Annotated in this window: 20 protein-coding genes and 1 riboswitch; of the genes, 9 read left to right on the forward strand and 11 right to left on the reverse strand. The window is 66.4% G+C overall.

Going from position 1 to position 22118, the window contains the following annotated elements; translation table 11 throughout:
* The first annotated feature begins 66 nt into the window (after positions 1–66).
* Both gyrB and EU805_RS13095 read left to right on the forward strand, forming a co-directional pair.
* Positions 67–2484, forward strand: coding sequence for a DNA topoisomerase (ATP-hydrolyzing) subunit B (gene gyrB, locus EU805_RS13090; RefSeq protein WP_129764437.1), 2418 nt, complete (start codon positions 67–69; stop codon positions 2482–2484).
* Between the two features lie 254 nt (positions 2485–2738).
* The gene (locus tag EU805_RS13095; RefSeq protein WP_242494158.1) at positions 2739–3386 is read left to right on the forward strand and encodes an NAD(P)/FAD-dependent oxidoreductase; all 648 of its coding nucleotides are present in this window, start codon (positions 2739–2741) and stop codon (positions 3384–3386) included.
* Positions 3387–3676: 290 nt separating this feature from the next.
* On the opposite strand, the gene EU805_RS13100 is transcribed toward EU805_RS13095, so the two are convergent.
* Entirely contained in the window at positions 3677–4678 is a 1002-nt protein-coding gene (locus EU805_RS13100) for an SDR family oxidoreductase (protein ID WP_129764438.1), read from the reverse strand.
* 308 nt (positions 4679–4986) lie between these two features.
* Positions 4987–5202, forward strand: a riboswitch (cobalamin riboswitch).
* A gap of 109 nt (positions 5203–5311) precedes the next feature.
* On the opposite strand from EU805_RS13100, the gene EU805_RS13105 reads away from it, so the two are divergent.
* The 7 genes from EU805_RS13105 to EU805_RS13135 all read left to right on the forward strand — a co-directional run bounded on the left by EU805_RS13105 (position 5312) and on the right by EU805_RS13135 (position 12788).
* The gene (locus EU805_RS13105; RefSeq protein ID WP_129764439.1) at positions 5312–5713 is read left to right on the forward strand and encodes a DUF1636 domain-containing protein; all 402 of its coding nucleotides are present in this window, start codon (positions 5312–5314) and stop codon (positions 5711–5713) included.
* Positions 5710–6501 carry an ABC transporter ATP-binding protein gene (locus tag EU805_RS13110; RefSeq protein ID WP_129764440.1) on the forward strand — a complete coding sequence of 264 codons (792 nt, stop codon included), beginning with the start codon at positions 5710–5712 and terminating at the stop codon, positions 6499–6501. The genes EU805_RS13105 and EU805_RS13110 overlap by 4 nt, the downstream gene beginning before the upstream one ends.
* Positions 6502–6504: 3 nt before the next feature.
* A complete protein-coding gene (locus EU805_RS13115) occupies positions 6505–7449 on the forward strand; it encodes an ABC transporter substrate-binding protein (RefSeq protein WP_129764441.1) in 945 nt (314 codons plus the stop codon).
* A gap of 62 nt (positions 7450–7511) precedes the next feature.
* Positions 7512–8492: an iron ABC transporter permease gene (locus EU805_RS13120; protein ID WP_242494167.1), complete on the forward strand. Its 981-nt coding sequence runs from the start codon at positions 7512–7514 to the stop codon at positions 8490–8492.
* A gap of 109 nt (positions 8493–8601) precedes the next feature.
* A complete protein-coding gene (locus EU805_RS13125; protein ID WP_129764442.1) occupies positions 8602–9261 on the forward strand; it encodes an aminotransferase class IV family protein in 660 nt (219 codons plus the stop codon).
* Positions 9262–9336: 75 nt separating this feature from the next.
* Complete coding sequence (locus EU805_RS13130) at positions 9337–10458, forward strand: aminodeoxychorismate synthase component I (RefSeq protein WP_370318212.1); 1122 nt, start codon at positions 9337–9339, stop codon at positions 10456–10458.
* A 188-nt stretch (positions 10459–10646) separates the two neighbouring features.
* A complete protein-coding gene (locus EU805_RS13135) occupies positions 10647–12788 on the forward strand; it encodes an esterase-like activity of phytase family protein (RefSeq protein WP_129764444.1) in 2142 nt (713 codons plus the stop codon).
* Between the two features lie 111 nt (positions 12789–12899).
* Here EU805_RS13135 and arsH read toward each other — a convergent pair whose 3' ends face one another.
* The 10 genes from arsH to EU805_RS13185 all read right to left on the reverse strand — a co-directional run bounded on the left by arsH (position 12900) and on the right by EU805_RS13185 (position 22118).
* Entirely contained in the window at positions 12900–13610 is a 711-nt protein-coding gene (arsH, locus tag EU805_RS13140; RefSeq protein ID WP_255465893.1) for an arsenical resistance protein ArsH, read from the reverse strand.
* A 317-nt stretch (positions 13611–13927) separates the two neighbouring features.
* Positions 13928–14161 carry a DUF3299 domain-containing protein gene (locus EU805_RS17960; protein ID WP_129764446.1) on the reverse strand — a complete coding sequence of 78 codons (234 nt, stop codon included), beginning with the start codon at positions 14159–14161 and terminating at the stop codon, positions 13928–13930.
* A 98-nt stretch (positions 14162–14259) separates the two neighbouring features.
* Positions 14260–14772 (reverse strand): DUF3299 domain-containing protein, encoded by a 513-nt coding sequence (locus EU805_RS13150; RefSeq protein WP_242494159.1) that lies wholly within the window; start codon positions 14770–14772, stop codon positions 14260–14262.
* Complete coding sequence (locus EU805_RS13155) at positions 14769–16019, reverse strand: ABC transporter permease (protein ID WP_129764447.1); 1251 nt, start codon at positions 16017–16019, stop codon at positions 14769–14771. Before EU805_RS13155 ends, EU805_RS13150 begins: the two co-directional genes overlap by 4 nt.
* Complete coding sequence (locus tag EU805_RS13160) at positions 16016–16705, reverse strand: ABC transporter ATP-binding protein (protein WP_165351954.1); 690 nt, start codon at positions 16703–16705, stop codon at positions 16016–16018. The genes EU805_RS13155 and EU805_RS13160 overlap by 4 nt, the downstream gene beginning before the upstream one ends.
* A gap of 2 nt (positions 16706–16707) precedes the next feature.
* Positions 16708–17391, reverse strand: coding sequence for a DUF2796 domain-containing protein (locus EU805_RS13165; RefSeq protein WP_129764449.1), 684 nt, complete (start codon positions 17389–17391; stop codon positions 16708–16710).
* Between the two features lie 41 nt (positions 17392–17432).
* Positions 17433–18875 carry an ABC transporter ATP-binding protein gene (locus tag EU805_RS13170; RefSeq protein WP_129764450.1) on the reverse strand — a complete coding sequence of 481 codons (1443 nt, stop codon included), beginning with the start codon at positions 18873–18875 and terminating at the stop codon, positions 17433–17435.
* Entirely contained in the window at positions 18872–19690 is an 819-nt protein-coding gene (locus EU805_RS13175) for an ABC transporter permease (protein WP_129764451.1), read from the reverse strand. Before EU805_RS13175 ends, EU805_RS13170 begins: the two co-directional genes overlap by 4 nt.
* Entirely contained in the window at positions 19687–20616 is a 930-nt protein-coding gene (locus EU805_RS13180) for an ABC transporter permease (RefSeq protein ID WP_129764571.1), read from the reverse strand. The genes EU805_RS13175 and EU805_RS13180 overlap by 4 nt, the downstream gene beginning before the upstream one ends.
* Positions 20613–22118, reverse strand: coding sequence for an ABC transporter substrate-binding protein (locus EU805_RS13185; protein ID WP_207208107.1), 1506 nt, complete (start codon positions 22116–22118; stop codon positions 20613–20615). The genes EU805_RS13180 and EU805_RS13185 overlap by 4 nt, the downstream gene beginning before the upstream one ends.

Consider the following 22118-nt stretch of genomic DNA (forward strand, 5'->3'; position numbering starts at 1 on the left):
GGTTAGCGGGTGACAACCCACCGGGAAACGCATATATTTTGCGGATAAGACAAGGGGCAGGATTGCATGGCCGACGACATCGAACCGAACACCGCTTACGGCGCCGATTCCATCAAGGTTCTCAAGGGCTTGGAGGCGGTCCGCAAACGTCCGGGCATGTATATCGGCGACACCGACGACGGCTCGGGCCTGCACCACATGGTCTACGAGGTCGTGGACAACGGCATCGACGAGGCCCTGGCAGGTCACGCCGACCACGTGAGCGTCACGATCCACGCCGACGGGTCGGTCAGCGTGGGCGACAATGGCCGCGGCATCCCGGTCGACATGCACAAGGGCGAAGGCGTCAGCGCGGCGGAGGTCATCATGACCCAGCTGCACGCCGGCGGGAAATTCGACCAGAACTCCTACAAGGTTTCGGGCGGCTTGCACGGGGTGGGCGTCTCGGTCGTGAACGCCCTGTCCGACTACCTGGAGTTGCGGATCTGGCGTGACGGCAAGGCCCATTACGCCCGCTTCGAAGGCGGCTATACCACCCATCCCCTGGAAGTGCTGGGCGACGCCGAAGGCCGCAAGGGCACCGAGGTGCGCTTCCTGGCCAGCACCGAGACGTTCTCGAACCGCGATTACGATTTCCACGTCCTGGAGAAGCGTTTGCGCGAATTGGCGTTTTTGAACTCCGGCGTGCGGATCATCCTGACCGACGAACGCCCGGCGGAGCCCTTGCGCACGGAACTGTACTACGACGGCGGCGTGCGAGAATTCGTCAAGTACCTCGACCGGTCCAAGACCTCGATCCTGCCGGAACCGATCTACGTGAAGGGCGAGCGCGACGACATCGGGGTCGAGGTCGCGATGTGGTGGAACGACAGCTACAACGAGATGGTGCTGCCCTTCACCAACAACATCCCCCAGCGCGATGGCGGCACCCACATGGCCGGCTTCCGCGCGGCCCTGACCCGCACGCTGACCCGCTACGCAACCGAATCCGGCATCGCCAAGCGCGAGAAGGTCAGTTTCACCGGCGACGACGCCCGCGAAGGGTTGACCTGCGTGCTGTCGGTGAAGGTGCCCGATCCGAAATTCTCCAGCCAGACTAAGGACAAGCTGGTCTCGTCCGAGGTACGCCCCGCGGTCGAGAACCTCGTCGGCGAAAAGCTCTCCGAGTGGTTCGAGGAGAACCCCCAGATCGCCAAGACCATCGTCGGCAAGATCGTGGAGGCGGCCCTTGCCCGCGAAGCCGCCCGCAAGGCCCGCGAGTTGACGCGTCGCAAGAACCCGATGGACGTGAATTTCCTTGCCGGCAAGCTCAAGGACTGCTCCGAGAAGGACCCGACCAAGACTGAAGTGTTCCTTGTCGAGGGTGACAGCGCCGGCGGTTCCGCCCAGACGGGGCGCGATCGTGGCACGCAGGCGATCCTGCCGCTCAAGGGCAAGATCCTGAACGTCGAGCGCGCGCGCTTCGATCGTATGCTGGGCAGCCAGGAGATCGGCAACCTCGTCATGGCGCTCGGCACCGGCATCGGCCGCGACGAGTTCAACATCGACAAGCTGCGGTATCACAAGGTCATCATCATGACCGACGCCGACGTGGACGGTGCGCATATCCGCACGCTTTTGCTGACCTTCTTCTTCCGCCAGATGCCCGAACTGATCGAGGGTGGCTACCTCTACATCGCGCAGCCGCCGCTTTACAAAGTGCAGCGCGGCAAGTCAGAGGTCTACCTCAAGGACCAGGCGGCGATGGACGACTTCCTGATCGAACAGGGTGTCGACGGCGCCATGCTGCGCCTTGGCGACGGGCAGGAGCTGACGGGGCAGGATCTTCGCAGGGTGGTGAACGACGCGCGCAGCCTGAAGCGCGTGCTGGACGCCTTCCCGACCCATTATCCGCGCCATATCCTCGAACAGGCGGCGATCGCGGGGGCCTTTGCCCCGGGCGCCGTGTCGGAGGACCTGCAAGGCGTGGCGGACAAGGTCGCCCAGCGCCTGAACCTGATCGCGCTGGAATGGGAGCGCGGCTGGCAAGGCCGGATCACGCAGGATCATGGCATCCGTCTGGCACGCATCCTGCGTGGCGTCGAAGAGGTCCGCACCCTCGACGGCCCGATGCTCCGCTCCGGCGAGGCGCGCAAGACCGGCAGCTTCACGAAAGCCCTTCAGGACGTCTACGAACTGCCGGCCAGCCTGCACCGCAAGGACCGCAGCCAGCTGATCCACGGGCCACTCGATCTGCTGCTGGCGATCCTGGAAGAAGGCGAACGCGGCCTGACCTTGCAGCGCTACAAGGGGTTGGGAGAGATGAATCCCGACCAGCTGTGGGAAACCACGCTCGACCCCGATGCGCGCACCTTGCTGCAGGTCAAGGTCGAGGACGTGGCCGAAGCCGACGATTTGTTTACCAAGCTGATGGGCGACGTCGTCGAACCCCGGCGCGAGTTCATCCAGAACAACGCGTTGAGCGTCGAACACCTGGATTTCTGAGGCCGTGTAGGGGGCAGCTTCGCCGGTCTCTCGGCCGCCATGCAGTTGGCCCGGGCGCGGCGGGATGTGCTGGTGCTCGATACGGACTCCCCCGCAATCGCTATGCCGCCACGTCACACGGTTTTCCCGGGCAAGACGGCAAGCGACCGGAGGAGATCAGGGCGACTTTGCGCAATGAACTTGGTCTCTATTCGACCGTCACATTCGAAGAGGACGCGGCGGTCACAGCGTCCCGGCATGGTGACGGTTTCCACATGGCATTGGCGAGCGGCGCCGCGGTCACGGCCCACCGGCTTGTCCTCGCCTACGGTGTTCGCGATACGCTGCCGGATCTGCCCGGCCTGCCTGAACGCTGGGGCCATGGTGTCCTGCATTGTCCTTACTGCCACGGCTACGAACTGAACCGTGGACCCGTTGGCGTACTGGCCCGGAACGAGATGGCCATGCACCAGGCGATGCTGCTGCCCGACTGGGGGCCGACCACGCTCTTCACACAAGGCGCATTCGTGCCGACCGAAGAACACCGGCGGACGCTGGCCGCGCGAGGCGTCGCGATCGAGGACGTGCCGATCATTAGCCTGTCCGGCCCGGCCCCGGCGCTCGACGCGGTGCAGTTGGAGGACGGGCGCGAAGTCCCGGTGGTGGGTCTGTTCATCGCGCCGCAGACTGCGCTTGCTGACGGCCTTGGTGCCGAACTGGGCTGCAAGACGACGGACGGTCCGACCGGCCCCTACATCGCCGTGGACGGAAAGCAGGCGACCAGCATTCCCGGCGTTTTCGCCGCGGGGGACCTTGCCGCCGCGATGGCCAATGCGACGCTGGCCGCGGCAGCGGGGGCGATGGCCGGGTTCGCAGCACATCAATCGCTGATCTTCGCACCCAACCTCAGCGAAGACGCATGAAGGGGATGCAAACGCGAACCAAACCTATCCAAGGTCGTTACCCCTGCCTTTATTTAAATCGCAGGGTCGGGGGGGCTACGTGATGCTCGAACTCATAAAACCGAGAGGAGGCGATGCGTAGCATCCCGACCGCCGACGCGCCATCGTGACAGAGCGCGTTCCGGGGATGATACTTTCTAGGTTCGGAGTGCCCTAGGGCGGAAAGCCGTTGCACAGATTGATCGAACTTCGGCCCCCCTATCAGTCAGTCAACGAACCGGAGAACGTAACGGTCCGGCCATATCCAGAGGTCAGGTCTTGTTCTTCAGTATCTTCCAGGCCGCGAATCCTCCGATCGCGCCCAAGGCCAGCCCCAGGGGGATCGGATGGCATCGGGCCGCGGCGTGCAAACTGCCAATTCGTCCACTTTGAGACAGCGATCGCTGCCGACCGCCCTCGCCCGGGTGGAAGAGATCGCCTGGCCGATCGACCCACTTCCCTTGATCGAGAAGCGTGCGGGCCGTCGTCTTGCCGATCCGGTCGTTGAGCCCGGGCAAGAGCCGCGTCGCTGCGACCGTGAACAGCCCCTGCCCGCCCACGTGAACATTGCCGCGACTGTGACAGGCGGCATCAAGGATGGCCTCGGCCACGACCTGCGGGTCATAGGTCGGACGCGGGATCAGCGCATCACCTTCCGCATGGACGGCTGCATGTTCCGCAAGCGGGGTCGCGACGCCGCCGGGCAGCAACAGGGCGACCGTGACCGGCACGCCGTCCATGATGAGTTCCTGGCGCAGCGCTTCGGTGAAGGCCCGCATCGCGTGCTTTGACGCGGTATAGGCCCCGAGGATCGCGCTCGGAACCTCCGAGCCGATGGTGCCCATGTTGATGATCGTTCCGCCGCGTTCGCGCATGTGCGACAATGCGACGAGCGAGCCGTTCCGAACACCGAAGTAATTGGTGCGAAACAGCCGCTCGTGTTCGTCGTCTGGCGTATCGGCCAAGCGCGCGTAGATCGCGACACCGGCATTGTTCACCCAGGTGTCGATTCGCCCGAACCTCTGGACCGCCTGGCGGGCCACGGCCTCCATCGCCGCCCTGTCGCCGACATCTGCTGCGGCGTGATCTGCCGCTCCTCCGGCAGCCCGGATGTCAGCCGCCACCTGACCGAGCGCCGCCTCGTTCCGGGCCACGAGCATGAGGGCCGCCCCCTTGGAGGCCAGCAACCGGGCCGCCGCGAGGCCGATCCCCGAAGTGGCACCGGTGAGGACGACGACCTGGCGGTCGATGGGGACAGGGCGACGATGGGTCATGCTGCTCTTACTCTCGATAACACCTACAAAACGCGCTTCAGGAAAACGATGTTCCCTCTTCATCGAAGCAGTCCGCACGGCCTGTTGCGCACTATCGAATCAGGTGCTCGACGCGGAAATGCTTTGTCCCAGTCCGCAATCGGTGAAACTGGCGACAAACACGCTGGGAGTTTGCCCGGCCTCGTCCGGCGCGGCGCGGTGGTGTCGATCGCCGATACGCAGAAGATAGGTGCAAGCCACGACGCGCCGACCGGTTCGCCGTTTCGATCCGGGGCGCCGATACCCCGTTGACCCACATTCGGCTTACGATCATGGTCCCCGTAGATGGTTCCTGCGCGCCCCAAGGCAAGCGGGATGAAAAGGGAACACGGTGCGGTGTAGCCATCAGGCGCCAATTCCGTGACTGCCCCCGCAACTGTAAGCGGCGAGCCACCCGATACGACCACTGGGCCAACGGTCCGGGAAGGGTCGGGACAGGCCGTGACCCGCAAGTCAGGAGACCTGCCGTCATCGATGAATCTCAACCGGGCGGGGTGTCCCGGCAGGAGGCCATGATGGCTTGTCGGCTGTTGCCGGTCACATATCGCCGGTCCCTCTTGTCCGCACGCACCCCGCGTATGCGCGGAGGGCTGCATGGACCGGACTTCGAAACACGTCTTGACCGTCTGCACCTCGTGCCGACACCAGAGCACCGACTGCAGGCCGGGCCTTGACCTCATTCGCCGCTTGCGCGCCGCTTTCGATCGGGCGGGGCCTGCCGCAGGCCCCGACTTCGAGGTGAGCGGCACCGCCTGCCTTGCGGGATGCGGACGGCCCTGCACCGTGGCCTACCGCGCCTGCGGCAAGACGGTCTGGCTTTTCGGCGACATCGACGCGGACGAGGACGTGGCCGCACTCGTGGAATTCGGGCGGATGTATGCGGACTCCGACGACGGCTGGTTCAAGGCGGCGGAGCGACCGGGCAAGTTACGGCACACCGCCCTCGCGCGGGTGCCGGCCGCCGTGATCCGCGCCGATGCAGAGGCAGTGCAGTGACGCCCGCCTGCGTTACGGTCGAAGACCTCGGGTGGGGGCCGCCCGGTCGGCCTGCGATCCTGCGCGACATCGGCTTCGACCTCGCCGCCGGTCGCACGCTGGGAATCGTGGGGGCCAACGGGGCGGGCAAGTCGACGCTGCTGCGCCTGCTCTACCGCTATCACCGCCCGCACACCGGGACCGTGCGTATCGGCGGCGACGATATCTGGCGCCTCACGGCCCGCGACACCGCGCGCCGGGTGGCCGCCGTATTGCAGGAACAGCCGACCGACTTCGCTTTGACCGTGCGAGAGATTGTGGCCCTTGGCCGCACCCCGCACCGCAGCGGCCTCGCCTCCGGCGGCGCGCGGGACGCGGGCATCATCGCGGCCTCGCTCCATCGGCTGGACCTTGCACCGATGGCGGACCGGCTCTTTGGCACCCTCTCGGGCGGCGAGAAGCAGCGGGTGATGGTGGCGCGCGCGCTTGTGCAGGAACCGCAGGTGCTGATCCTCGACGAGCCGACCAACCATCTCGACATCCGTCACCAGCTCGAGGTGCTCGCCCTCGTGCGCGGTCTTGGCGTGACGGTCGTCCTCAGCCTGCATGACCTGAACCTTGCAGCGGGCCTTTGCGATGACGTGCTCGTGTTGTCGGGCGGCACGGCGCTGGCCTTCGGCGCGCCGGACGCCGTGCTGACCGAGGACAATGTCGCCCGCGCCTTCGACATCACCGCCCGCCGCGAACGGCTCGAGCCGTCGGGGTGGGCCCATTTCACCTATCACCTTCCCAACTCCGAAAAGATCTGATCCATGAACCGCACCTTCATTCTTCCCCTCGCCCTGCTGGCCACGCCCGCCGCGGCGCAGGATTATCCCGTCATCGTCCAAAGCTGCGACCGCGAGGTGACCTTCGAGGACGCGCCGGAAGCCGCGATCTCGAACGACGTCAACCTGACGGAGATGATGCTGGCGCTCGGCCTCACCGACCGGATGGTCGGCTATACCGGGATCTCGGGTTGGAAGACGCTGGACGAACGCCTGCGCGAAGGCGTCGAGGAGCTGCCCGAACTGTCCGCGCAATATCCCAGCCGCGAGGTTCTGCTGGGTGCGGGCGCCGATTTCTTCTTCGCCGGCTGGAACTACGGCATGCGCGTCGGTGGAGAGGTCACGCCCGAGACGCTGGAACCCTTCGGTATCCAGGTTTACGAGCTGACCGAAAGCTGCACGCACATCATGGACAAGTCCAAGGCGAGCCTCGACGACCTCTATGCCGACATCGACAACCTCGGCGCGATCTTCGGCGTCTCCGACCGTGCGGAAGAGCTGGTCGCGGGCTGGCAGGACGAAGTGGCCGCGATGACGGACGGCGTCGATCCGGCCGAAGGCCCGCGCGTCTTCGTCTACGACAGCGGCGAGGATACGCCCTTCACCGCCGGGCGCTACGCGATGCCTACCGCGTTGATCGAGGCGGCGGGCGGCACCAACATCATGGATGATTTCGAGAAGAGCTGGGCCACCGTCGGCTGGGAAGAGGTCATCGAACGCGACCCGGAGGTCATCGTCATCGTCAACTACGGCGATGTCACCGCCGAGCAGAAGCGTGACTTCATGATGTCGAACCCGGCCTTCGCCGACCTCACGGCGGTGCGAGAGGACAATTTCGTCACGCTCGAATACGTCGAGGCGACGCCGGGGCCGCGCAACATCGAGGCGATCGGCACCCTCGCCACGGCCTTCGCAGAGGCACGGGAGTGAGCGACGCCCTGACAGCGACAAGCGCGGGAACCAGGTCCCGCGCCTTTCCAACGGCGCTCGGGCTGTCGGGCCTGGTGCTGGCGGTATCCTTCTCGGCCGCCGTCAGCCTGGGCGCCGTCGGCGTCAGCACCGGCACCGTCTGGGGCGTGATCCTGAACCATCTGGTGCCCGGTGCAGTCGAACCGGTCTGGAGCGCGGGGCACGAGGCCATCGTCTGGAACCTGCGCCTGCCGCGCGCGATCCTGGCGGCATTGGTCGGTGCGGGGCTTGCGTTGGTGGGGGCGACGCTTCAGGCGGTGACGCGCAATCCGCTGGCCGATCCGCACCTTCTGGGGATCTCGTCGGGCGGGGCCTTCGGTGCGATCACGGCGCTCTTGCACACGGGCTTCGTGCTGGGTCTCGCCACGGTGCCGGTCTTCGCCTTCCTCGGCGCGCTCGGCGCGATGGGGCTGGTCCTTGGCGTGGCGCGGATCACGAATTCGGGGTCGGCCGACCGGCTCGTGCTGGCGGGGGTCGCCGTGTCGTTCGTCATCATGGCCGCGGCCAATGTGATGATCTTCCTGGGCGATCCGCGCGCGACGCATACGGTGGTGTTCTGGATGCTGGGCGGGCTTGGCCTCGCGCAATGGTCGCAGCTGATCTTTCCGCTCGGCGTGTTGATCCTGTGCGGTGCGTGGTTTCGTTTGCGGGCGGGGGATCTCGACGCGATGACCGTGGGGGACGAGACCGCCTCCACGCTCGGCATCGCCGTTTCCCGCTTCCGGCTCGAAGTTTTCGTGGCCGGAGCCTTGGTGACCGGCGTGATGGTGGCCTTTTCCGGCGTCATCGGTTTCGTCGGCCTGATGGTCCCCCACATCGCACGGATGGTCGTCGGTGGCAGCTACGCCCGCGTCCTCCCGGTTTCGGCCCTGTTCGGGGCAGTCTTTTTGCTTTGGTGCGACATCCTTGCACGGACGGTGATGGCACCGGACGACATTCCGATCGGGATCGTCACCGGGTTGATCGGCGGCGCGTTCTTCATCTGGCTCTTGCGGCGACGGTGACGACGCTTCCGCCGTAAAACCCTTGGAGACGGTCGTTGCAGGTCTTTCGCATGATTAGCGCTCCGCGCATACCCGGGAGCGTCGACCATGAAGAAAAGATCAGCCCCCGATGACCGTCCCCGAGGCAACGCGCGGTGGCCTGCGCCCTTTCCTGATCGAGACTTTCGGCTTCTGGCCGCAAGAGGGCATACGCCGCTGGCCCCTGCACCGTGCCCGGTTGCTGCGGAGTGCAGAGCACCTTGGGTATCCCTCCGATCCGCAGCGGCTGGACGCACAGGTCGCGGGACTGTCGGCAGAGATGATGAAGGAAGAGGCACCGCGTCGCTGTCGCCTGACCCTCGATGATGAAGGCTCGGTCAAGATCGAGACATCCCCTATGGCGCCGCACGCCGGCCCCTGGACGGTCGAACTTTCCCCTGTCCGGTTGCGATCGGACGACTTATGGCTTCGGATCAAATCGTCGAACCGCGCGCTCTATGACCAGGTGCGGCAACAGATCGCCCGGCCCGACCACGAGGTCATATTCGCCAACGAGCGCGGCGAACTGTGCGAGGGGACGATCACCAACCTCTTCGTGGAGGACGCGCAAGGCCGACGCCTGACCCCCGCGCTTGCCTGCGGCCTGCTGCCGGGAGTGCTGCGGCAGACCCTTCTCGACGATGGGTTCGCGGAGGCGGTTCTGACCTTGGCCGACCTTCGGGCTGCTCGAAAGGTCTGGGTCGGGAACTCGCTGCGGGGCTTGATCCCGGCGCGGTTGAAGGCGGCTTGACGTGGCGCTTTCGTCCTTCACGTCGCCAAGGTATGGGCACCGGCGCGGATCTGTCACAAAGGTGCAGGCTGGATGCTGACACTCAGGTTCGATCACGCCGATCCGACCGAAACCGACGGCCTCGTCTTCGACCGCCCCTCCGAGGTGATAGAGGCCTGGGAACCGGCGGAGGTCGCAGACGCCCTGGCGCGGATGGATGCAGTTCGGGCCAAGGGAGGCTGGCTTGCCGGTTACGCCACCTACGAGATGGGTCACGCCTTCGAACCGCGTCTCCTAGCCGTCCTGCCGCAAGTGCGTCGCGGTCCGCTTCTGCGTTTCGGGGTCTTCGACGCCCCGAACCGGGACCGGCTCCCCCTGCCGGAAAAAGCCGCCGTCAGGAACGTTGCGCCGCAACTGGGGCAAGCGGACTACGACCGGGCATTCGCCGCGATCCACGCGGCGATCGAGGCCGGAGATATCTATCAGGCAAACCTGACCTTCCCCATCATTGCCGGGGTCGAGGGTGCGCCCGTGGATCTTTACGCGCACCTTCTGCGCCGCCAGCCCGTCCCGCACGCGGCCCTTGTCGAACAGGGACCGGATGCGCCGGCCTTCGTCAGTTGCTCGCCGGAGCTGTTTTTCCGCACCACGCCCGACGGTCTGATCGAGACGCGCCCCATGAAGGGCACCGTGGCCCGGGGCGAGACGCCCGACCAGGATGTCGCGCGACGCGATTGGCTGCGACAGGACCCCAAGAACCTGGCCGAGAACACGATGATCGTGGATCTGCTGCGCAACGATCTGTCACGGGTCTGCCGGACCGGCAGCGTCCGCGTGCCGCGCCTGTTCGACATCGAACCCTACGCCAGCGTCTTCCAGATGACGAGCACGGTGCAGGGCCAGCTCATGCCGGACGCGGCCCTGTCGGACATCCTTCGCGCGCTCTTTCCCTGCGGGTCGATAACCGGGGCGCCCAAGATCATGGCGATGCAGATCCTGGCGGCACAGGAACGCGCGGCACGCGGGATCTATTGCGGCACGATAGGCTGGGCCGCGCCGGATGGGACGTCCTGCTTCAACGTGGCGATCCGCACCCTGATCGTTCAGGACGGCATGGCACGGCTGAACGTGGGCGGCGGCGTGGTGTGGGACAGCACCGCCGTGGAAGAATACGCGGAAGCGCTGCTGAAGAGCCGTTTTGCGCAAACCACGGAATAGCGCCGCGTCTGTAAGGCAAGACCGTCTAGGCGCTTCCATCTAGGCGCGTGCGAACGAAGGCGTCCCGTGTCGCGGATGGTCACATTCAGCGCCCACCGTCGCGGGCCTGTTACATGGCCGCGACCATAAGGGCGGCGGTTGCGCGCCCGGTCGCGCCCATCCGTTCGACGCCATAAGGGAGAATGAAAATGGCCATTCGCGTGCTGACGACAACGTCGGCCCTCATGTGTCTTGCCGTGCCGGCTTCGGCACAGGACATGAACTTCAACCGCATCGCGTCCTTCCGTGTCGCCGACAACCTGCCCGACGCCGAGGAAACCTCGGCCGAGATCATCGCCGCGACCGAGGACGGCATGACCCTCGTCTACACCGACAGCCCGGGCGCTTCGATCGGCTTCATCGACATCACCGACCCGGCCAATCCCACCGCCGCCGGCGTCTTCATGCCCGAAGGCGAGCCGACGTCGGTCGCCGTGATCGGCAACCACGCGCTGGCCGGGGTGAACACCTCGGAAAGTTTCACCAACCCCTCGGGCTACCTGGTCGAAATCGACGTCACCACGCAGCAGGAAGTCGGCCGGTGCGATCTGCCCGGCCAACCCGACAGCGTCGCCGTGGCCCCCGACGGTTCCTTCGTGGCGGTCGCGATCGAGAACGAGCGCGACGAGGATCTGGGCGACGGTCGCGTGGGCCAGCTGCCCGCGGGATCGGTCTTCATGGCGGACCTGACCGAGGACGGACAGATCGATTGCGACACGGCGCGGACCGCCGACGTGACCGGACTGGCCGACATCGCCCCCGAAGACCCCGAGCCCGAGTTCGTCTCGATCAACGCGGAAAACGAAGTCGTCGTGACGATGCAGGAGAACAACCACATCGTGGTCCTGTCCGCAGCCGGCGAAGTCCTGAGTCATTTTTCCGCAGGTGAGGTCACGCTGGACGGCGTCGACACCGAAGAGGAAGGCGCGCTGGTCTTCACCGACACGATCACCGTCCCGCGCGAGCCCGACAGCATCGCCTGGATCGACGACACGCATTTCGCCATGGCCAACGAGGGCGACATGGACGGTGGGTCGCGCGGCTGGTCGATCTTCAGCCAGGATGGGGAGCTGATCTACGATGCCGGCATGGCGTTCGAGACCGCCATCATCGAGATCGGCCATTACCCCGAGCAGCGTTCGGGCAACAAGGGTGTCGAGCCGGAAAGCGTGACCTTCGACACCTTCGGTGACACGCCCTTCGTCTTCGTCGGGGCCGAACGGGCCTCGGTCGTCGGCGTCTACGACGTGACCGACCCCTCGGCCCCGGTCCTGCGGCAGCTTCTGCCGTCTGGTATCGGTCCGGAAGGCTACGTCACGATCCCCGGGCGCAACCTGCTCATCTCGGCCAACGAGACCGACGACGAAGGCCCCCGTGCGCATGTCATGCTCTTCAAATACCAGGACGCGCCGGCGGTCTATCCGCACCTAACCTCGGCGGGCATGGACGAGCTGACCGGTTGGGGCGCGATCTCCGGCCAGGTCATGGAAGAGGACGGCACGATGTACGCCGTCTCCGACAGCTTCTACGCGATGCAGCCCACGATTTTCGAGATCGACGTGACGCAAACGCCGGCCCGGATCATCGACGCGATCCGCGTGACGCGCGCGGGCCAGCCCGCGCAGCTGATGGACATGGAAGGCATCGCGCTCGATGGCGAGGGTGGGTTCTGGATCGCCTCCGAAGGCCGCTCGGATCGGCTCGTTCCGCATGCGATCTATCACGTGGCGGCCGACGGTGAAATCGAGGATTACGTCACCCTCCCCGAGGAACTTCTCGCCGTCGAAACCCGCTACGGCTTCGAGGGGATCACCCGTGTGGACGACATGCTCTACATCGCCGTGCAGCGCGAATGGCGCGACGATCCGGAGCATCACGCGAAGGTGCTGGGCTACGACATTTCGTCCGAGGAATGGTCGGTGATCCACTACCCGCTGACCGAGCCGTCGACCGGCTGGGTCGGCCTGTCCGAGATCGTGGCCCACGACGACCACGTCTACTTCATCGAGCGCGACAACCAGCTCGACGCCCGCGCCGTGACGAAGATCATCACACGGATCCCGATGAGCGCCTTGGACCAGATGGTTCCCCTTGGCGAGACTCCCGCCGTGTTGGAGCCCGAACTGGTCGTCGACCTGTTGCCCCACCTGACCTCGACGGGCGGTTACGTGCTCGACAAGGTCGAAGGGCTGGCCATCGCGGCCGACGGCACGATGTGGGTTTCCACGGACAATGACGGTGTCGACGAACACTCCGGCGAGACGATGCTCTTTTCCGTCACCGCCGAGTAGGACTTGCAGCCGACAGGAGGCCCCGCCGTGCGGTGCGGGCCTCCTCGTTCACCGGTCGCTTGCGTATCTGGCAAAGGGCGCCGTTCCCGGGGCCGCGGGCGACCCGCCGCGTCAAAGCCTGGGCGTGTTGACCCGGACCGATAGCTCCGCCGCGCTTTCCACGCGTTCGGAATACCGGTCGGTGAGGGACGCGCTGCGACCGCGCACCATGTAGGTGAACTTCATCAACTCCTCCATCACGTCGACGATACGCAGGTAGAGCGGGGAAAACCGCATCCGGCCCGCGTCGTCGAACTCGTCCCAAGCCTTCGGCACAGAAGACTGGTTCGGGATCGTGACCATGCGCATCCAGCGCCCCAGAATGCGCATCTGGTTCACCGTGTTGAAACTCTGGGATCCGCCGCAGACCTGGCAAAGCGCAAGGGTCTTGCCCTGCGTGGGTCGCACCCCCCCGAGCGAGAGCGGAATCCAGTCGATCTGCGCCTTCATCACCGCCGACATCGCGCCATGACGCTCGGGCGAGGACCAGACCATCCCTTCGGACCATGTCGCAAGGTCGCGCAATTCCGCGACCTTGGGATGATCCGCCTCGGCCGCGTCGGGCAGAGGCAGACCCGTGGGGTCGAAATGGCGAACCTCCGCGCCCCAATGCTCAAGGAGCCGGCCCGCTTCCTCAGCCAGGAGCCGCGAATAGGAGCGGCTGCGCAGCGACCCGTGCAGGATCAGGATACGCGGCGCGTGACCGTCATCGCTTTCGTTCGCGTAGTCTGCGGGATCGATGGCGTGCAGGTGGTCGAAGTCTATGTTCGGCAGATCGGTCACGGGGTCACCACGGGTCAGTTTTCCTCGGTCGAGGCCCCGATATCGCAATTTTGCAAAATGTCGAGCATCGTCTCGGACGACCGACATCGCCGCGGGTCCCCTCGCGAGATCCGGATGGGGGACATTCAAAATCGTCAGCGAACTATTTTATCTTAACTGGCCCCGGGCCCGATGCGGTCTGACCTCATCCGCCAACAGTGTATAACCGATCTCGGCGAACCGGATCGGGGTCGACACGGTTTCGAACAGGCCGACCGGCTGACGGCCTCGAACTGGCCGGAGCTTTAATAGGGCCGGACGGCGGTCACGAAGAGGAGTTAAGTTGCCGTGGGCAAAGGCACGTGCACGAAGGCGCAAACGAAAGGCATGAAAATCAAAGCTGCGGTTCCGGCCCCCTCGTAACCGATCGGCACGATGAAACCTTGGAGCCGGACGATCTGCCCGTTTCGGTCCGTACGCACGCCCGTCGACATCGGCGGCCGGGCGGGAAGGCTGCCCTTCATCCTGCGGCATGAGGCCCGCCAGGTTCCCGGGGAGGGACGCATCGCCATTGGGCAGAAGGTCCCGCCACGCGCGTTCGACCGCCGTTTTCGCAAAAGCGCGCCCCGCAAGCCCCGTCACCAAGCGAGACCGCGCCGCGAGGGCAGGGTCATTGCCATTCGTAGATTTCGATCCGTTCGGCCCCGATCTGGTAGCCGACATCGGCGATCTGGGTGGTCATCGCCCGGGCCTGCAGGCGCCCGGACACCCAGACGGGATCCCACATCGACTCGCTCGGCCAAGGCGTCCGGGTGGTCACGAAGACAAGCTGGTTCGGCGGCGGCGGCGGCGTGTGGATACAGGCGCCCACGTAAAGCACGAGCATGAAGCTGGTCACGCCGTCGGCCCCGATGTCGAACGGAATGATATAGCCCGGCAGCTTCACCGGTTGCCCGTCCCGCCGGGTATTCACCTTGCTGGCATTCTCGTCGAACTCCGGCACCCAGGTATCGTTCATGACGTCCATCTGGCCGGGGCCGATGATTTCCCCGTAGGGCACGCCCCGGGGGATCAGGTCCGGCCACGCGATTTCACGGAATGAGTCGGCGAAGGCGCGACCCGGCAGAAAGGTCGCGGCGGCAAGCGCCATGAAGCTGCGTCTGGATGGGTCTAGGCGGGTCATATCCGGACCATCATGCCATCGGCGAGCGACAGGCGATAGGCCCTGAGGGCGGGCAAAAGGCTCGCAACCGCTGCCACGGCGATCACACCTGCGAGAACGGTCAGCTCCCGCAGGCTCGGCGCGTCGATCGGCAGCCACAGGCCGAACGCGCTGTCGACCAGCGGTTGGGCGACGAGCAACCCGGCATAGAGCAGGGCCAGCCCCAGGATCGCGCCGATCGCCGCCATGAGCGTCGCCTCCAGCAACAGCAGGCCCAAGATCGTCGCCGGCCTTGCCCCCATCGCCCGCCAGATCGCCATTTCCCGACGCCGTTCGTTGAGCGACGAGAAAATCATCGCCATCATCCCCAGAAGCGCCGTGACCACCACCATGGCCGACACGCCGACCAGCGCCGTCTCGGCCACGCCGACGATCTGCCAGAGCTCCTGCAGGGCGACGCCCGGCAGGATCGCCAGAAGCGGCTCCTCTGGGTAGGTGTTGATCGCCCGTTGCAAGCCGAAGATCTGCAGCCGGGAGTCCACCCCGACCAGGGCCGCGGTCACCGCCGTCGGGGTCAGGTCCATCTGCCGGATCCGCTCGACCGGCGTGGTCTGGCCGGGGATCTGCGCGCCCGACTGCCAATCGACGTGGATCGCCTCGATCGCCTCGAGGCTGACGATCACCGTGCGATCGACCGGCGTACCGGTGCGCGCGACGATCCCGGCGACGCGGAACGGCTGGTCGTCGTGATCCGTGAAGCTGGCCAACCCGTGCGAGACCACGATCGGGTCGCCCACCTCGTAATCGAGGGCCGCCGCGACCTCCGCCCCGATCACTGCGTCGTAAAGGTCATCGAGGCCCTGCCCCTCTTCGATGGCAAGGGACCGGCCGCCGCGATACTTGTAATGGTCGAAAAAGGCTTGCGTGGTGCCCATGACCCGGAACTGCCGGTGGCTGTCCCCGAGCGATATCGGGACGATCCAGTCGACCTCCGGGCGTGCCGCGATGTCCTGGTAGCTTTCCCAGGTCACATTGTTGGTGGCATTGCCGATCCGGAACACGGAATAGAGCAGCAATTGGACGGACCCCGAGCGCGCCCCGACGATCAGATCCGTGCCGGAGATCGTGTCGGCGAAACTGGCCCGCGCACCCACGCGGACGTTCTCGACCCCGAGGAACAGGGCAACCGACAAGGCGATGGCGAGGATCGTCATGCTCACGGTCAACGCCCGCGCCAGAAGCGACCCCAGGGCAAGCCGCAGGATCATGCGGCCATCCGTTCGGTCCGGGCGATATTGGAAAGGTGCACGACCCGGTCGAAGCGCGCGCCCAGCCTTTCGTCATGGCTGACCATCAGCAGCGACGACCCCGCAGCTGCGATCCGGTCGAAGAGCAGGCCGAGGAACGTGGTCTGCGTCGCAGCATCCAGGGCCGAGGTCGGCTCGTCCGCGACGATCAGCGATGGTTGCCCGATCAGGGCGCGGGCCACGGCGACCCGCTGCTGCTGGCCGACCGACAGCCGCCCGGCGGAGGTCCCGGCAATCCCGTCCGGCAGGCCCAGCGCGGAACACAAGGTGGCGACCTCGCCCGCTGCGGCGCGGCTGCGCCGTTCGGGGGCAAATTGCAGCGGCAGCAGAATGTTGTCGGACACACTGGCATAAGGCAGCAGGTTGAACTGTTGAAAGATCACGCCGATCCGTTCGGCCCGGAACCGGTCGCGCGCCCCGGCACGAAGGGCGGACAGATCGGTGCCGCCCACCGTGATACGCCCACCGTCCGCGGTGACGATCCCGCAGATCAGGGACAGCAAGGTCGACTTGCCGGAGCCACTTTCGCCCAGAAGCAGGACGCTTTCGCCCTGCTCCACCCGGAAACCCGGTACGGACAGGCCGAAAGACGCCCGCCCCGGCCAGCGGAAGCGGACGTCTTCGAGCGTCAGCACCGGGTCGACGATCGTCACTCCAGCGCAAGCTCCGGTGCGTCGCGCCCGATTTCGGCCTGACCGGCACCCGCTTCGGTGACGTATTCGGCCTCGATCTCCTGCGCGTTCTCGAACTGGTCGAAGAACGGGAAGAAGATCGTGGTCAGTGCGGTCTCGTCCTCGCAGGCGAAGGCATAGGTGATGTGGAATTCGCTGTGCTGCGCCTCTTCCGCGTGATCGTCGTGATCGTGGTCGTCCTCGGCCTGCGCGTCGTCGTGATCGTGGTCGTGGTCGTCTTCCGCATGCGCGTCCTCATGATCGTGGTCATGGTCGTCGCCTTCGGCATGCTCCTCGTGATCGTGATCCTCGTCCATATGCGCATCCGCATCCTCGTGATCGTGATCGCCGCCATGCAGGTGGGCCAGGATGTCGGTCAGCCGGCAACCGGCGGCCTCGGGCAGGGTCACGATGTTCTCGGGCGACAGCATGGTGCGGATGGCGGCCTCCACCGCGTCCTGATCCTCGGCGGACGTCGCTTCGTATTCGAAGCCGACGATATCCATGCCGGGCGAGACGATGTCGATCTCGAGCGTGCCGTCCTCGATGGCGATCTGCGCGGTGGAGACGCCATGCACATGGGCGTCCATCTCGCGGGTGTCCTGCGCAAAGGCGGGCACGGCGAGCGTCGAGGCGGCGAGGGTCAGCTGGATGGGTTTCATGTTGAGTCCTTTCGAGGTTAATCGAATAAGAGTTGGACGGGTCATCGCAACGCCCCCACGACACGCGGCGCGGTCACATCGACCTTAGCCGCAGTTGTGCCGAGCGACAGCATCTTGTCCGCCGTCCGCGAGACCAGCGCCGGGTCATGGCTGACCAGCATGATGGCGCATCCCTCGCTTCGGGCCGTCTCGCAAAGCAAGTCGATCACCTGTTTCTGCGTGATCGGGTCGAGGCGGGACGTCGGCTCGTCGGCGAAGATCAGGCTAGGCCGCACGAGCAGGAGGCGCAACAGCGCCAGACGCTGCAGCTCTCCGCCCGAGACGGCATCGGGCCTGCGCGACAAGAGCGCCGGGGAAAGCCCCAGACGTGGCAGAAGCTCCTCGATACGCCCCAAGGCCTGACCGTGCCGCCGGGCCACGTCGTCAAGCGTGCGGGCCAGGGTCCTGTGGCGCGGGAACGCGGCGACCGGGTCCTGGTAGAGCTTCTGGAAGGCCGTGGCTTTCAACCCGTCCGCGCGGTTCACAACGCCGTCCGCAGCATCGATCAACCCCAGGACCACGCCGCCGAGCGTCGATTTCCCGCAGCCCGACGGTCCCGTGACCCCCAGGATTTCACCCTCCGACAGATCGAACGACACGTCGGAGAAAAGTCGCGTGCCGCCACGCCCCGCCGCCAATCCCGTTGCCGTCAGGACCGCCGAACCGGCCGCCTGTTTGGTGCGCGGTTTCCAGTTTTCGGGGTCGGCTGCGATCAGCTCGCGGGTGTAGGCTTGTGACGGTGCCGCCATCACGGCGGCGGTCGGTCCCTCTTCGACCACCTGGCCCTTGCGCAGGACGATCATCTGCCCGCCGATACGTCGTGCGAGGGCGAGGTCGTGGGTGATGACCAGCAATCCGCCACCCCGCGCCAGTTCGGCCAGAAGCAGGTCCGCGACATCGTCACGCCGCGCGGCGTCCAGCCCCTTCGTCGGTTCGTCGGCGATGACGATGCGTGCTCCACCGGCCCGCGCCGCGGCGATCGCGACGCGTTGTGCCATGCCGCCGGACAACTCGTGCGGGTAGCGATGCCCGGCGCCGGTCAGGCCAAGCCGGTCGAGGTCGGCCGAGGCCTGCGTCCGCGCCTCCGCCACCGGCTTGCCGTTCACCAGCCGATGCGCCTCGGTCACCTGGGACTGCACGCGCATCAGCGGATCGAGCGACAGCCACGGTTCCTGCGGCAGCACCGCGATCTGACGCCCCCAGAGCGCACGGAACCCGACGGGGCGTGCCGCGTCCAGCAGGTGATCACCCAGTGCGACCTGGCCCCGGGCCGCAAGATCACGCGGCAGCGTGCCCATGATGGCCTGTGCGAGCAAGCTCTTGCCGGAACCGGTCTCGCCCAGGATGACCAGCGGCTCCCCCGCCTCCAGGCGCAGCGACACCGGCTCGAGGATGGGCGTGCCGTCTTGCGAGACGGTAATGTTCGAGGCTTTCAACAGGCTCATGTCTCACGGCTCCCGGCCAGAAGGGTCAGGCCCAGAAGCAGGGCAAAGGTGGCGATGACTGGCGACAGAAGCGCCAGCGGTGCCTCGCGCCAGTAAGGCAGAAGTTCCACCATCATCAGGCCGAGTTCCGGCGTGGGCGCGCGCATGCCCGTGTGGACGAACCCGAGTGCCGCGATGGACATGATGGCGGTCGCCGTACCGAAGGCGGCGGCCGTCAGCATCATCGGCGCGATCTCGGGCCAGATATGCGTGCGGAAGATGTACACCGGCCCGAACCCCAGAAGTTGCGAGGCCTGCACGGCGGGCGACGCCAGAGTCTCTCGCGTGGCGGCACGCGCCAGGCGGAAGAACTCGATCCAGAGAACGAGTGTCAGTCCGACCCAGAAGCCAAGCGCCGTGCCGGGCACCATGGCCAGCACGATCAGCACCAGCAGAAGGCCCGGAAGGGCCAGCAACGCGTCGGTCAGAATCACCAACGCGCGCTCGACCCAGCCGCCGCGGGCGGCGGCCAGCGTGCCCAGGATCAGGCCCGTCGCGCCCGCCATCGCCACGGCCGCGAGCGCGATCAGGGGCGACAGGCGCAAGGCATGGATGAGGCGGTGGAAGACCGACCGGCCCAGGTGGTCGTAGCCCAGCGGCGCCGTCGCCTCTGGACCCGCAAGCGCCTTCGTCAGCGATTGCGCGTAAGGATCGCCCGGCACGATCAGCCCCCCGAGGAGCGCCAAGGCCAAAAGGGCAAGGACGAGGGTTGTTCCGACGCCCCGGGCGCGCAGGACGCTCGGACGCCGCAGCGGCAGGTCTGTGGTGGCGGTCATGATGCGGTCCTCGGATCAAGGCGGTTCACGGCAAGGTCGATGGCCGCGTTGATCAGGACAAAGCCCAGCCCCAGCATCAGGGCGGTGCCCTGAACCATCGGCACGTCGCGCGAGAAGATCGCGTGGACGAGCGCGTGTCCGATCCCGGGCCAGCCAAAGATCGACTCCACGATGATGACCCCTTCAACCAGCGTGACGAATTGCAGACCCAGATAGGTCACGAGCGGCACCGAAACGCCGCGCAGACCGTGGCGCAGCAGGGTCTGCCGCTCGCTCAGGCCCTTCCACTGCGCGAACCGCCAGTAGGGCATGTCCGCGATCCGGGCCATGGCGTCGCGCGCGATCCGTGCGTTCACCGCGGATAGGCCAAGGGCCAGCGTCAGCGCAGGCAGTATGAAATGCCGCGGCTCGCCATGTCCGGCGGCGGGCAACCAGCGCAACTGGACGGCGACCAGCACGATCAACACGAGTGCGATCAGAAACTGCGGCGCGGCCTTCAGCCCGGTCGAAGCGACAAGCAGTGCCCGGTCGAGCGCACCGCCGGGCCGCAGCCCCGCGAGGATGCCCAGCGGCGGGCCGATGAGCAGCGACAGAAGCAAGGCCGCCAGCGCGAGCGACACGGTGGCGCCCAACTGGTGCACGATCTCCTTGATGACCGGCTGCCCGGTGACGAGCGAGGTGCCGAAGTCGAACCGCGCCAGATCGCCCAGCCATTGCACAAGCGCGGGCAGCGTCGGTCCGTCCAGCCCCAGTTCCGCGCGCACCGCATCGGCAGAGGCCGCGTCCACGCGATCGTAGCCGTACCGTCCGGCGGCGATGCGCCAGGCGGCATCCCCCGGCAGGCTGCGCATCATCACGAAGGTCGCGGTCCCGATCAGGACCGCGACCATCACCGCCTGAACAAGGCGGGAGACGAGGACGTTCATTCCGCCCAACGCATGTCTTGCAGGCCGAAGGACCGCTCGAAGGGGTCGATTTCCGCCCCCTCCACGCGATCCAACACCGCGAGGGTCTGCTGGTACCAGGCGATCGGGATGATCGGCAGCTCGTCCTGCAGGATCGCCGCGGCCTGCGCCCGGTCGCCGTCGTCCCCTTCGCCGCGCGCGATGCCGCGCACCAGGGTGGCGAATTGCTCATTCTGCCAGTTCATCGCGCCCCAGTCGCCGTTGCCCACGTAGTCCGACATGACCGTCCCGATGGGGTCCGGGACCAGCGAAAAGTTGCGCGCGATCAGGGCCAGTTCCAGCGAGCCGTCCTGGTGACCCGACGGAATCTCGGAGGAGTTGGTGGTGTTGATCGTGAGTTCCACGCCGATCGTGCGGAACTGCTGTTCCAGCACCGCGGCGACCAGCGGCAACTCGGGCCGGTCCGGGTAGGTCGTCAGGGTCAGCGCGAACCGTTCGCCGTCGCGCGCGAGGATGCCGTCGCTTCCGGCTTCCCACCCGAGGTCCGCCAGGATCTGTTGTGCCTGCGCCACGTCGTATCCAAGCGGGGCGATCTCGTCGCTGTGCCAGCCGGCGACCGAGGGCGGGAACAGCTGGTCTGCCCCTTCGGGATAGCGCAGCACCGCCGCGGCGATCCCCGCGCGATCGATGGCGAGGCTCAGCGCGCGCCGCGCCTCGGGCTTGGCCAGGAAGGGATGCCCGGCGTTCACCTTCATGAGCAGCGTGCGCGGAATGGCGACCGACAGGACATCGACGGTATCGAGGCCCCCAAGCCGCGTGACACTGGCGGGATCAAGGCCGAAGACGAACTCCGCCTCGCCGGACTCGGCCATCAAGGCGCGCGTCTCGACCCGGCTGACGCCGGAATAGGTGACCTCGGCGATTTGGGGCATATCGCCCCAGTAGCCTTCATAGGCCGTCGCATCGAGCGACAGCGGCGGTTCCATCGCGGTGATGCGATAAGGGCCGGTGCCGATGATGTCGGTCCCGCTGCCGTCCGCACCGTAGGACGCGGGCGCCAGGATCTGTGCGCGGAATTCGGCCAGGAAGGCGGGCAGTGCTGCCAACGGCTCCGACAATGCGATCTCGACGGAGCCGTCGCCCGCCGTGATTCCCGTGATCGGCAGATCCGCCAGCGGGCCGGGTTTGCCCCGCGCGATTTCCAGCGCGTTCACGACCGTGGCCGCGTCCATCGCAGTCCCGTCGTGGAACGTCACGCCTTCACGCAAGGTGAAGTCCCACGTCAGCCCGTCGTCCGAGACGCTCCACTCAATCGCCAGACCGCGCGTCAGCTGCCCGTCCGCGTCGGCGTTCACCAGCGTCTCGCTGATGCCCATGCGGGTGAAGATGTAGCCGCTGGTGGAGGGTTCCGGCCCCTGGATCTCGTATTGCGCGGCGACGTCGAGCGTCTCGCCGGTCTGCGCGAGACCGGCACCTGCGACGAGAGCGGCCACGGCGGTGGTCGCGATAAAGCTGCGGATCAC

Origin of the sequence: Salipiger sp. IMCC34102 (assembly GCF_004145405.1) — a bacterium.
Taxonomy (GTDB): Bacteria; Pseudomonadota; Alphaproteobacteria; order Rhodobacterales; family Rhodobacteraceae; genus Loktanella.